General features: G+C 59.1%; 12 protein-coding genes, 1 tRNA gene and 1 pseudogene. 9 read left to right on the top strand and 5 right to left on the bottom strand.

What is annotated here, in order from left to right:
• Positions 1–3 precede the first annotated feature (3 nt).
• From D1227_RS15620 to D1227_RS15640, 5 genes are all read left to right on the top strand, one after another.
• Positions 4–1,431 (top strand): circularly permuted type 2 ATP-grasp protein, encoded by a 1,428-nt coding sequence (locus D1227_RS15620; RefSeq protein ID WP_119405300.1) that lies wholly within the window; start codon positions 4–6, stop codon positions 1,429–1,431.
• A complete protein-coding gene (locus tag D1227_RS15625) occupies positions 1,431–2,369 on the top strand; it encodes an alpha-E domain-containing protein (RefSeq protein ID WP_199288337.1) in 939 nt (312 codons plus the stop codon). The genes D1227_RS15620 and D1227_RS15625 overlap by 1 nt, the downstream gene beginning before the upstream one ends.
• A 15-nt stretch (positions 2,370–2,384) precedes the next feature.
• Complete coding sequence (locus D1227_RS15630) at positions 2,385–3,188, top strand: transglutaminase family protein (RefSeq protein ID WP_119405302.1); 804 nt, start codon at positions 2,385–2,387, stop codon at positions 3,186–3,188.
• A gap of 21 nt (positions 3,189–3,209) precedes the next feature.
• Positions 3,210–3,944, top strand: a complete 735-nt coding sequence (locus tag D1227_RS15635; RefSeq protein ID WP_119405303.1) for a proteasome-type protease — start codon at positions 3,210–3,212, stop codon at positions 3,942–3,944.
• Between the two features lie 74 nt (positions 3,945–4,018).
• A tRNA-Lys gene (locus D1227_RS15640) sits at positions 4,019–4,094 on the top strand.
• On the opposite strand, the gene D1227_RS20530 is transcribed toward D1227_RS15640, so the two are convergent.
• Positions 4,057–4,845 (bottom strand): CPBP family glutamic-type intramembrane protease, encoded by a 789-nt coding sequence (locus tag D1227_RS20530; RefSeq protein WP_411710430.1) that lies wholly within the window; start codon positions 4,843–4,845, stop codon positions 4,057–4,059. The two genes, D1227_RS15640 and D1227_RS20530, sit on opposite strands and share 38 nt — an antisense overlap.
• Positions 4,846–5,000: 155 nt before the next feature.
• Here D1227_RS20530 and D1227_RS20245 point away from each other — a divergent pair.
• Positions 5,001–5,325 (top strand): annotated as a pseudogene (locus tag D1227_RS20245) (integrase core domain-containing protein); the annotation flags it as partial.
• A gap of 120 nt (positions 5,326–5,445) precedes the next feature.
• Here the strand turns inward: D1227_RS20245 and D1227_RS15655 are convergent.
• Complete coding sequence (locus D1227_RS15655; RefSeq protein WP_119405306.1) at positions 5,446–6,048, bottom strand: flavodoxin family protein; 603 nt, start codon at positions 6,046–6,048, stop codon at positions 5,446–5,448.
• A gap of 108 nt (positions 6,049–6,156) precedes the next feature.
• Positions 6,157–7,044, bottom strand: coding sequence for a LysR family transcriptional regulator (locus D1227_RS19845; RefSeq protein WP_158586676.1), 888 nt, complete (start codon positions 7,042–7,044; stop codon positions 6,157–6,159).
• Positions 7,045–7,186: 142 nt separating this feature from the next.
• On the opposite strand from D1227_RS19845, the gene D1227_RS15670 reads away from it, so the two are divergent.
• From D1227_RS15670 to D1227_RS20535, 3 genes are all read left to right on the top strand, one after another.
• Positions 7,187–8,143 carry a cyclase family protein gene (locus D1227_RS15670; protein ID WP_411710425.1) on the top strand — a complete coding sequence of 319 codons (957 nt, stop codon included), beginning with the start codon at positions 7,187–7,189 and terminating at the stop codon, positions 8,141–8,143.
• Between the two features lie 77 nt (positions 8,144–8,220).
• Positions 8,221–9,120 carry an EamA family transporter gene (locus tag D1227_RS15675; RefSeq protein WP_119405309.1) on the top strand — a complete coding sequence of 300 codons (900 nt, stop codon included), beginning with the start codon at positions 8,221–8,223 and terminating at the stop codon, positions 9,118–9,120.
• Between the two features lie 187 nt (positions 9,121–9,307).
• Complete coding sequence (locus tag D1227_RS20535; RefSeq protein ID WP_411710429.1) at positions 9,308–9,424, top strand: hypothetical protein; 117 nt, start codon at positions 9,308–9,310, stop codon at positions 9,422–9,424.
• Between the two features lie 69 nt (positions 9,425–9,493).
• Here D1227_RS20535 and D1227_RS15685 read toward each other — a convergent pair whose 3' ends face one another.
• A complete protein-coding gene (locus D1227_RS15685; RefSeq protein WP_119405310.1) occupies positions 9,494–9,988 on the bottom strand; it encodes a nuclear transport factor 2 family protein in 495 nt (164 codons plus the stop codon).
• Positions 9,989–10,190: 202 nt separating this feature from the next.
• Complete coding sequence (locus D1227_RS15690; RefSeq protein ID WP_233350124.1) at positions 10,191–11,402, bottom strand: fumarylacetoacetate hydrolase family protein; 1,212 nt, start codon at positions 11,400–11,402, stop codon at positions 10,191–10,193.
• Between the last annotated feature and the right edge of the window lie 20 nt (positions 11,403–11,422).

Below are 11,422 nucleotides of genomic sequence, written 5' to 3' on the forward strand. Positions count from 1 at the left end.
TCCATGTCAGATGAATCAGAGCCTTTCGATGAGATGTTCGGTCACGGCGACACGCCGCGCGAACCCTATCTTCATTACTGCAACTGGTTTGACGGGGAGGACACGAAGCGGCTGAAACGCAAGGCGCGCGACGCCGAGCACGCCTTTCGCCGGACCGGGATCACCTTCAATGTCTACGGTCGTGAGGAAGCCAATGAGCGCCTCATTCCGTTCGATATCGTCCCCCACATCCTGTCAGCGCGCGAATGGCAATCCCTGTCGGAAGGCATCGAGCAGCGCGTGCGTGCCCTGAACGCTTTCCTGCACGACATCTACCATCGCCAGGAGATTGTCAGGGCGGGGCGCGTGCCGCGCCACATGATTAGCGAGAATGAAGCCTACCTGTCCAAGATGATCGGTGTCGAGCCGCCGGGCAGCATCTATACCCACATTGTCGGGACCGACATCGTCCGCACCGGCGAGAACGAGTTCTACGTGCTTGAAGACAATGCGCGTACGCCGTCCGGCGTGTCCTACATGCTCGAAAACCGCGAGACGATGTTCGAGATGTTCCCGGAGCTGTTCATCAAGAACAAGGTCCGCCCGGTCTCGACCTATCCCAAGCGTCTGCGCCGGTCGCTGGAGGCGTGTGCACCGCCGGCCTGCAATGGCCGGCCGGTGATTGCCGTCCTGACGCCGGGCATCCACAACTCGGCCTATTTCGAGCATTCCTTCCTCGCCGACGAAATGGGCGCTGAACTGGTCGAGGGCCATGACCTGCGGGTCGTGGACGGGCGCGTCGCCATGCGCACGACGCAAGGCTATACGCCGGTCGACGTGCTCTACCGCCGTGTCGACGACGATTTCCTCGACCCTCTCAATTTCCGGCCTGACTCGATGCTCGGTGTGCCCGGTATCCTCGATGTCTACAGGGCCGGCGGGATCACCATTGCCAATGCGCCGGGAACCGGGATTGCCGACGACAAGGCGATCTATTCCTACATGCCGGACATCGTCGAATTCTATACCGGCGAGAAGGCCAAGCTTCCGAACGTGCCGACCTGGCGATGCTCCGAGCCGGACTCGCTGGCCTATGTCCTCGACAATCTCGCGGATCTGGTGGTCAAGGAAGTTCACGGCTCGGGCGGCTATGGCATGCTGGTCGGCCCGGCCGCCAGCAAGCGCGAGATCGCCGATTTCCGGAAAAAGCTCCAGGCCAAGCCCGATGGCTACATCGCCCAGCCGACCCTGTCGCTGTCGACGGTTCCGATCTTTACGGCCAAGGGGCTTGCCCCGCGCCATGTTGACCTCCGGCCCTTCGTGCTCGTCTCGCCGAAGGGCGTCGACATCACGCCTGGCGGACTGACGCGCGTGGCCCTCAAGAAAGGCTCTCTCGTGGTCAATTCCAGCCAGGGTGGCGGGACCAAGGATACCTGGGTGCTTGAATCATGATGCTCGGAAAGACGGCCGGCGGCCTGTTCTGGATGTGCCGCTATCTAGAGCGCAGCGCGAACAATGCACGCCTGATCGAGGCGGGCTCGCGCATGATGATGACGCGGACCACCGAGGAAAACGCCGAGTGGGGGTCGGTTCTGGAAACGGCCAATGTCCGCCAGATCTATGATGAGCGCCACGACGCCGTGGACCGCCAGTCAGTGATCGACTTCCTTCTGCGGGACAGGTCCAATCCGTCCAGCGTGATGTCCGTGGTCGAGGCGGCCCGTTCGAATGCGCGGATGGTACGCGTCGCGCTGACCCGTGAAGTCTGGGAGGCCGTCAACGACACCTGGATGAAGCTCAAGGACGCGCTGGCCCGGCCCGTGCGCGAGACCGAGCTGCCCAACGTCCTGGAACTGATCCGCCAGCAGAGCGCGCAGGTGCGCGGCGCCCTGCACGGCACGATGCTGCGCAACGACATCTTCAATTTCTGCCGGATCGGTACCTTTCTGGAACGCAGTGACAATGTCGCCCGCATCCTCGACGTGAAATACTATGTCCTGCTGCCATCGGTCTCGATGGTCGGGACCTCGATCGACAATTATCAGTGGGAGGCGATCCTTCGCTCGGCGGCAGCGGAGCGCAGCTTTGCCTGGCTGAACAAGGATTCCGGTCCGCGCACGATTGCCGAATTCCTGATCCTCGATCGGCGCCTGCCGCGCTCGATCGCCTTTTGCTACCTGAACATTGCGCGCAATCTCGGCTACCTCGAAGCCGAATATGACGAGGCCCGCCCCTGCATGGAGATCTGTGCCGAGACGCTGAACCGGCTGACCTCGACCGATATCGAGACCATCTTCCAGGGCGGGCTGCACGAATTCATCCAGTCCATCATCCAGGCGAACAATTCGCTCGGCCTGCAGATCGAGAAGGATTACCGCTTCTATGCGTAAGACCGGGAGCTGCCCATGCGCCTGAAGATCGCCCACCAGACCCGTTACCAGTTTGCGGAGCCTGTCAGCTATGCGCTGCAGCAATTGCGCCTGACGCCCAAGACACGACGGGGGCAGGAGGTCGTTTCCTGGCGGATCGAACTGGAGGGCGGCAAGGAAGAGGTGGCCTTCATCGACCAGTTCAATAATTCGACGCAACTGATCAGCATCGAGGAGGGCGCGCGCGAACTGGTGTTCAGGGCCGTCGGGGAGGTGGAGACGCATGACCAGGCCGGGATTGTCGGCGAACATGCCGGCTGGACGCCGCTCTGGTTGTACAACCGCAAGACCCCGCTGACGGCGCCGGGCCCGACGCTGCGAAAGCTTGCGCGCGGCCTGGGCGCAGACTTCGAGGATGATGTCGCGCGCCTGCACGGCCTGATGGAGCTGATCGGCGCGGAAATCGCCTATGAGACGGGGCAAACCCATGCGCAGACCACAGCTGAGGAGGCGGCGGCCGCCGGCCATGGCGTCTGCCAGGACCACACCCATGTCTTCATTACCTGCGCCCGGCTGCTTGGGTTTCCGGCCCGCTATGTCAGCGGCTATCTGATGATGACAGATCGTGTGCAACAGGATGCTTCCCATGCGTGGGCGGAAGCGTATGTTGAAGGGCTGGGGTGGGTCGGATTCGACGTCTCCAATGCCATTTCGCCGGATGAAAAATACGTCGCAGTGGCAACCGGGCTCGACTATCTGGATGCTGCCCCCGTGTCCGGGATGACTTTCGGCCACGCGCAGGAGGGATTGGACGTTTCTGTCCAGGTGCAACAGCAATAGGCGGGGCCGTTTCGGCATAAGATGACATATTGTGTGGGACTTCGCCTCGACCGGGGCCTGGTGTTCATGTCCGACACCCGAACCAATGCCGGCGTCGACAATGTCTCCAGATACCGGAAGATGTTTACCTGGACCCAGCCGGATGAGCGCGTCATCGTGATGATGACGGCCGGCAACCTCGCCACGACGCAGGCCGTGGTCAGCATGCTGGACGAGCGCACCAAGGCGCCGGAAGAACGCAACCCCTCCATCCTCGAAGTGCCGACCATGTTCCAGGCTGCCCGCACGGTCGGCAAGGTGCTGCGCGACGTGATCCGCGAAAGCGCGCCGAGCCAGGGGCCGGACGCGGAATCGCCCTTCAAGGCGACGATTATCCTCGGCGGGCAGATCAAGGGCGCTCCGCCGCGCCTGTTCATGATCTATCCGGAAGGCAATTTCGTCGAAGCCAGCGAAGAGACGCCCTTCTTCCAGATCGGCGAGACCAAGTATGGCCGCCCGATCCTGGTGCGCGCCTATGACCCGGACATGAGTTTCGAGGCCGCGGTGAAGCTGATGATGGTGTCCTTCGACTCCACGCTGAAGGCGAATTTGTCGGTTGGCCTTCCGCTGGACCTGCTGCTCTATGAGACCGACAGCCTCGCTATCAAGGCGCAGCGGCGGATCGAGGAAGACGACCCGTATTTCAATCTGATCTCTGACAATTGGGGCGAGGCGCTGAAGGCCGCCTTCTCCTCGCTACCGGACTACGAGATCTGAGACATGTGCCTGTTCTGAAAAGGGCATTTGCCTTTTTCACTGAGAAGGCCTATGTCGCCCTTTCCAAAATTCAGGCGCCTATAGCTCAGTTGGTAGAGCAGCTGACTCTTAATCAGCGGGTCCGAGGTTCGAATCCTCGTGGGCGCACCAATATCACATCGACCGCAACAAGAACGCAGAACCCGGCAAGGGCCGTGGCGATGAGGGGCCATTGCACGGTCTCGAACGCGGCAAGGCTGCCTGCGCTGTCCAGCGCCCGCACGACGCCGAGCGTGCCGAGCGCATTATGAAAGGCGATGGTCGCGTAGAGGTCTTCCGTGAGGAAAAAGACCGCGCTTGTCACCAGGCCGATCACGCTCAGGAAAGCGACCATGCCGGGCGCGTTGAAAGGCGCACTGTGGGCAAAGTGATAGACGCCGAACAAGACGGTCGCGATGATCGCTGCTGCCGGAACCGCCAGCCAGGCCCGGTTTTCAAGACTGCCGCGGACCGCGCCGGCCACCACCGCCCAGCAGACCATGACTTCGGCCATGGAGACCACAAAGACCTGTGCATAGGCGTTCAGGATCACGATGGGGTCGTGCGATGGTGCGCCGCCGGCCATGTAGAAAAACAGGCCGGCAGCGAGCGCGGCAGGTACGAAGAGCATGGTACGGCGTAGCGGTCCAAAGCCGCTGCGGCTTAGCGGAGCTGCCGCTTGCCTGAAACGCCGGCGAAGGACGAGGCCGGCTGCAAGGACGCCGATCAGCAGGTTGACGACGACGGCGTAGATCAGTCGGTCCGTCACAGCGTCCGGTCGGCCGAGCGTGTTGATGCGCCCCTCAAGCCACCACGTCGCGGCTGTCCATGCGGTCCACAGCCCTAGAGCCCAGAGGATGGTTTGGCCTTTATGTCCTGTCATCGCCTCCCACCCGGGTTCAGCCCTTGGGCCGCCGCGTACCTAGTTGCCGAGATCGACGCCGAGCTTCGGCACAATCAGTACCATAAGGAAATAGAGCGCGATCGTCAGGGCCGCGCCGAGGGCAAGGGCGCCATAGAAGGGCACGCCGCGATCCAGCAGCCATGGAATGGCAGAGCGAAACCGGCATCGCCTGGCACTATATCGCGCCGGGCAAGCCGCAGCAGAACGGCTTCGTCGAGAGCTTCAACGGAAAGCTCCGCGACGAATGCCTGAACGAAGAGGTGTTCGACAGCCTCGCCCCATGCCAGGAAGGTGCTGGGACGCTGGCGGCACGACTACAATCATCACCGGCCTCACTCATCGCTGGGCGGGCTGACGCCCGCAGCGCGCCGGTCGCTCAAGCACTGTGGGAGCACCGCTCCCGACGCGCTCGCCACACCTCAATCCATGGACTATGAAAGGGGCAGACTCTCGAAATGAGTGAGGGAGTGGAGGGGCTCAGGTCAGACCCTAGGTCCAAGGCGACAAATACGAAACGGTCAACCTGCTGGATACTTATCGAATTTGATCCTGTCACGATTTTCTCCGCCTGTTCGAGAGCTATCGCTCCGTGATCAATTCAGGACCTGATACGTGATTTAATCTGACCGCCAGCCGCGCGACCCTCTGTCCGAGCAGTTTTGCTGTTTCGCGGTCAGACTGAGGCGGTGTAATATCGCCGCCTTGATCGGCATTCGCCTGCGCCATTGCGCCGATGGAGCCTCCGATCCGATTGATGTCGTCAATCGAAGCGGTGGAGGAATTGTTTCCCGGGAGCAGGCCAAGACTGACCCACAGCATGCCATGTTGAGCAGCCAGCGTAGAAATCTGGCTGAGTGTTGCGAATTTGTCGCCCGCTTGCGAGCTGGAAACTGTGAAACCTGCTGCGAGTTTGTTTTGCCATCCACGATTCAGCCATATCCTCGATGTCTGGTCCATGAAGATTTTGAAGGGCCCGGAAACCGCGCCCATATAAGTCGGGGAGCCGAAGATGATGGCGTCCGAATTGTTGAGCAATTTCCAAGCTGTGTCGGTCATAGAGGTAACGTCAATGACGTGAGCGGTGGTCCCGTCAACAGACTCAAGGCCTTCGCGAACTGCCTCTGCGAGCACCTTCGTATGTCCGTACCCGGAATGGTAGGCGATGGATATTGTGGCCGGCATGCGTGTCTCCTTTGCATTTGAGACAAACTTATCCAGCAAGGCGCGATGATTAATTGCTGTTTCGGTTGGAAGATTTTTCACTTTGAGCGAATAATCGCGCGCCTTTGGCTACAGGTTCGCGAACTCTTCGACCAGGAAATCCACCAGCAACCGGTGCTTAAGCGAGGTTTCTTGATGGCCAGGGTAGAGCACATAGAGCGCTTGGGCCTCTCCTTTCCATTCTGGCAAAATGTTGACCAAATCCTCGTTGGCAAGGCTCTTCGAGACATACAGGCTGGGCAAAAGACCGATGCCAACACCCTCCAGAACAGCCTCGCGGACAGCGAGTGAATTGTTCGCCCGGTAAGCTGGGCGGATTGCGATCGTTTTGCTTTCAGAGCCTGATTTCAGGTGCCAGGAATTTGGCGAAGTAGAAGCCGAATAGGCAAGGCAGGCATGCTCTGTAAGTTCGTCCGGTTTGGTGGGCGCAGTCCGTTCAGACAAGTAAGCGGGCGAGGCGCACAGCACCCTTTCGATGTCCAGTAGTTTGCGCGCCCTGAGACTGGAATCGGCGAGCTGGCCGCCCCGGATGGCAAGGTCAAATCCTTCCCCGACAATATCCACGAAGCTGTCGCTCATGATGAGGTCGATCTTGATCTCGGGGTATTGCCGGGCGAAGCGGGGCAGAAGTTTCGACACGACGACCAGGCCGAACGACATCGGCGCGCTGATCCTGAGGCGCCCTCGGGGCGTTCCTGTTTCGGTGCGAACGGCATCATCCGCAGCGGCTATTCCGTCAAGCACATCGCAGATCTGTTCAAAGTAAATCCTGCCGGTATCTGTCAGGCGGAGCGAGCGTGTCGTTCGGACGATCAATTGGGCGCCAAGATAGGCTTCCAGATCCTTGATCATCTTGCTGACTGCGGCGTTAGAGTAGTTGAGGTCTTGCGCTGCCGCGCTGAAGCTCTCCAATTCCACCACGCGCCTGAATACTCTCAGCGTCGAAAAGCGATCCATTATACACTCCGAGTGAATAGTATTTCGACCAAGGCGGCAATTATCATCAGTTGGTGAAAACTCCAATCTCTGGCCATCGCAAGTCAGAGAATGGAAGTTCGGAATGAATATCGTGAAACTGAAGAATTTTGCCGCTGTGCTAATGGTCAGTGCCGCCGGTGTCTCACCGTCCATCGCACAGAATGCTGTGGGCGAAAGCCCCTGGGGGCCCGAGGACGAACTTGGCCGGCTCAACATGATCACACCGCAATCACGCGCCGAGATCATGGCGCGCGCTTCTGCAGACCAGGTCTATGACCTGTCGGTCGATTATTTTGTCGGAATGCCGAGTTGGCAGGCGGCAGGCGACCCGCGCTATCAGATATGGATGACCCATACGCCACAGGGAACTTTGGTCGATGATCCCATGGGTGTTGGGAAAGAAATGAATTCGCATGTCGGTTACACCGGATCTGCGATCTCGATGTACACCCACACCGGCACGCACATCGACGCGTTCAACCATTTCGGCATTGGTGGGGAGATCTTTAACGGCTTTAGTGCTGAAGAGCATCTCGGCGATCGCGGCTGGAAGAAGACGGGCGCTGAAACTATTCCACCCATTGTCGCAAGAGGTGTCCTGATAGACGTCGCTGCTGCCAAGGGCGTTTCCATGCTGCCCGAGGCGTATCGCATCACCCGAGCTGATATCGAACGGGCACTTCGCAAACAGGAAACTACGCTTCGGCAGGGAGATGTCGTCCTGATCCGGACGGGCCGGATGCAGGTCTACGAGGACGCCCAGGCGTACATGACCAATCCTCCGGGGCTTGGACTGGATGCTGCCAGATTTCTTGTCGAGGACAGCGGCGCAATGATTCTTGGTGCGGACAATCTGAGCTTTGAGGCATTTCCGTCCGAAGTCGAGGACAACTACATTCCGCTGCATACGTACCTGCTCGCACAGATGGGCGTGCCGATTATGGAACTCGTCTACCTGGAGGACCTCGCAAGTGACGGTGTTTATGAGTTCGCCTTTGTTGGCGGATCCCTGAAACTCCGTGGCGCGGATGCGTCTCCCATGCGGCCAATAGCGTTCCCGCTGCAGGCCGAGCGCTAAACGGCGCTGCGCGGCGCGTGACTTCTCCCAGACGTGCCGTTGGCGCTCCTATTCCTGCGTTTCGAAAGGAGACTCGGATGCCTTCCAAAAAGGATATCGCCACAACCGCTCTTGCACCCGTCATTTGGGGCAGCACCTATCTGGTCACTACCGAGGCCCTACCTCCAGACTTCCCGGTTACGATGGCGGCGTTGCGCGCCCTGCCGGCCGGCTTGCTCTTGCTTGCACTGACACGATGCCTGCCCCCGCGTGCCTGGCTAGGACGCACCTTCCTACTCGGTAGCTTCAACTTCGCGTTATTCTGGACGCTCTTGTTCGTAGCTGCCTACAGGCTTCCCGGCGGTGTGGCAGCCACACTAGGGGCGTTGCAGGCAATGATGGTGATCGTGATGGCTCATGGGTGGCTAGGCACACCAATCCGGGCGGGCGCGGTCATTGCGGCCGGGGCAGGCGTTCTGGGCGTGGCGCTGCTGCTAATCGGTCCAGAAGCCGCACTTGACCCAATAGGCATAGCCGCTGGGCTCGGTGGCGCGGCGTCAATGGCCGCAGGTACGGTTCTTAGCCGGAAATGGCAGCCGCCGGTCTCGGCGCTCAGCTTCACAGCGTGGCAGCTGACGGCTGGGGGGCTGATCCTGCTGCCGCTCGCGCTTATAGTCGAGCCGCCGCTCCCACCTCTTAGTGCGACGAACCTAGCCGGATTGGCTTGGCTAGGCTTGGTCGGAGCCGCCGCCACCTATGCGCTCTGGTTTAGGGGCATCGCCCGGATGGAGCCGGGCGCGGTCTCGATGCTTGGTATGATGAGCCCCGTCACGGCAGTGCTTCTTGGTTGGGTGGTGTTAGGTCAGGCGCTATCCCCGCTGCAGGCCCTCGGCGCCGCAGTTGTCCTCACTTCTGTGTGGGCCGGGCAGCGGGCAAATCGCCCCTCGGCCGCGATAGACACATTGCGCCCGGTCAAGAGCCCGACAAAGGTCGCCTGATTGTGCTCTGGTCCCCAAAAACTGGATCGTTTCTGCCTGGAGTTTCCAGTAGTCTTGAACCTGACTGGGAGGAGCGAAGCGGGTGCGGCCAACGAAGTTCGCGGACGCACAGAAGGCGTTCATCATAGAGCAGGGCGAGGCCGGGATTCCGGTCGGCGAGATCTGTCGCTAGGCAGGGATCAGCCAGATGACCTATTTCAATTGGAAGAAAGGCTATGGCGGCTTGATGCCGTCTGAGATGAAGCGGCGGAAAGAGCTGGAGGACGAGAATACCCCGCTGAAGCGGATCGTCGCCGATCTGTAACTCGACAAGTAAATGCTGCAGGACGTGCTAAAGCGAAAGCTGTAGGGCCTGGTCGCGAGCGGGAGCTTGTCAAAGAGGCGGTTCAGGAGGCGATAGAGCCATCCCGTCTCGGTGCCCGCCAACATACAACCAAGTGCCCTTCTGGAAGACGTAGACATCACTGAACCGCAAATTGCCCTTCAGTATTTCGCCCTTGGTACGTGTCTCTGTATCCTCTCCGGTCCATTGATATTCCTCATCAATCGTGTAGTGAGCCACGGCGACCTTTCCGTCGGCATAGAACTGTATGTATTTTGGTATGATCTCCAGCCGTTTGACGACTTCATTCGACTTGATCGTATCCCAAAGGGAACCGAAAGAATCTTTGGTGAGCAGACGGTCCGAGCCGATCGACCAGCGCAGAAAATCCGGATGATAGATCGCCATGTGGCCGTCGCGGTCGTTTTGCGCCCACGTCGCATTACGCGCCTCGACGATTGCCCAAACATCAGCTTCGTTCGGCTTGTTCGCGCACGCTGAGATCATTGCAAAGCACGCTGCCAGAAGCAGGGTGATCCGAACCATTTTACGCCCTTTTTTATCTTTCGATGTCTAACGCTGAGAGGCTATTTGGAACCTATCATGGACCTAGACGATGCTGGAAGCTTCCTTTGGCGATTTAGCAAGAGTCCGCTTTGGGCGCATACCCGGTCATCAGCGGGATCAGGTATCCAGCTGTGGCCAACGGCTAACTGGATTCAATTTCGCCGCATGTGAATGCTGGCGCTCAACCCCCTTCATCATCCAGGACGATATCGACAACAATGTCGCCGAGCGTTGAGGAGCGATAGGTGACGACATCGCCCGGCTTGAGGAAATGACCGCCGGCCACTTCATTCTCCACAAAGACCGGGATTCCTACATCGGACAGACTTTTGCCACTTAGCGGGCCACCAGATGCAAGGTAGGCGAGGAAAATTTCAATATAGTCGTGGCGTCGCGGCGTTGTGAAAATAACGCCTTCGGATGTCCCGGACATCAGCGTTGTCGAAGGCGCAATGTATGGTTCGGGCGTCAGTTTGAAAAAATCACCGTCAAAATAGAAGCGAGGCGCAGACATGTCGCCGAGTGCCTTCTGAGCGAGACCCCTGAAGTCAAGGATCATCTCTTCACCCCGGGCATCCTGCCGGGGCTGGCCATTGTGCTCAGTCATCATGCGAGTATCTGCAATGAACGACGCCCAATCATCTGGGACGACGAGAAACGGACCTGTCGGAAAGAAGCCCTGACCGCTCTTCGCGTCGCTGAAGCCATATCCGGAATCCAGATTATCGAAGTCAGCGAGTTCCAGCAGGGCGATCCTGTCAGTGAAGTCTCCGCACAAGAAGAACCCTTTCACCGCAACATCGAAGTCAACCAAAGATGATATGGGTCGGTCAAAACGCGCGCATAGCTCAATTTCGTAGTCCATGAGATCGGATGGAGATGCCGCGACGCTGGTCCTGGACGGTGTTGCTGTTCCAAATTTGGGAAAGACAAAAACCGAGTCGCTCATGGCTTCCTCGGCATGTTCGGGAAAGTTCGTGCCAATACCGATATGTCGCATGCCGGGCGGCCCGGTTGGCAAAAGCCGCTCGACACTAATCTCCACAGTAGCTTTCAGCTGATCTTTGGTCGCAAGCAGGTCCGCTTTGTCCACCTGTGCCAAGACTTGAAAAGGGTCTTCCAGACGCGCGGCGCCGAAGTCGGCGAAATCAATGCCAGTTACCGTTTCTCCGTCATAATCGACAACCAGGATTGTTACTATTTCTCCCAAGCCATTGCGGAACTGGGCAAGCGTGAGCGCCTCTTCGAAGGGGGCAATGTGTATCTGAAGCGGTTCAGCTTCGAAAGTTGCTGGATTGAATTGCGGGTCATCCGATGTGAACCAGGCAATATATGTTGCGAGAACCAGTGTTGCCGCGACCGCAGCTGAATAGGTTAAAGGGCGCATTGGCATGGCTGACTTCCAAACACTGC

This window comes from Henriciella mobilis (assembly GCF_003576315.1).
Lineage (GTDB): Bacteria > Pseudomonadota > Alphaproteobacteria > Caulobacterales > Hyphomonadaceae > Henriciella > Henriciella mobilis.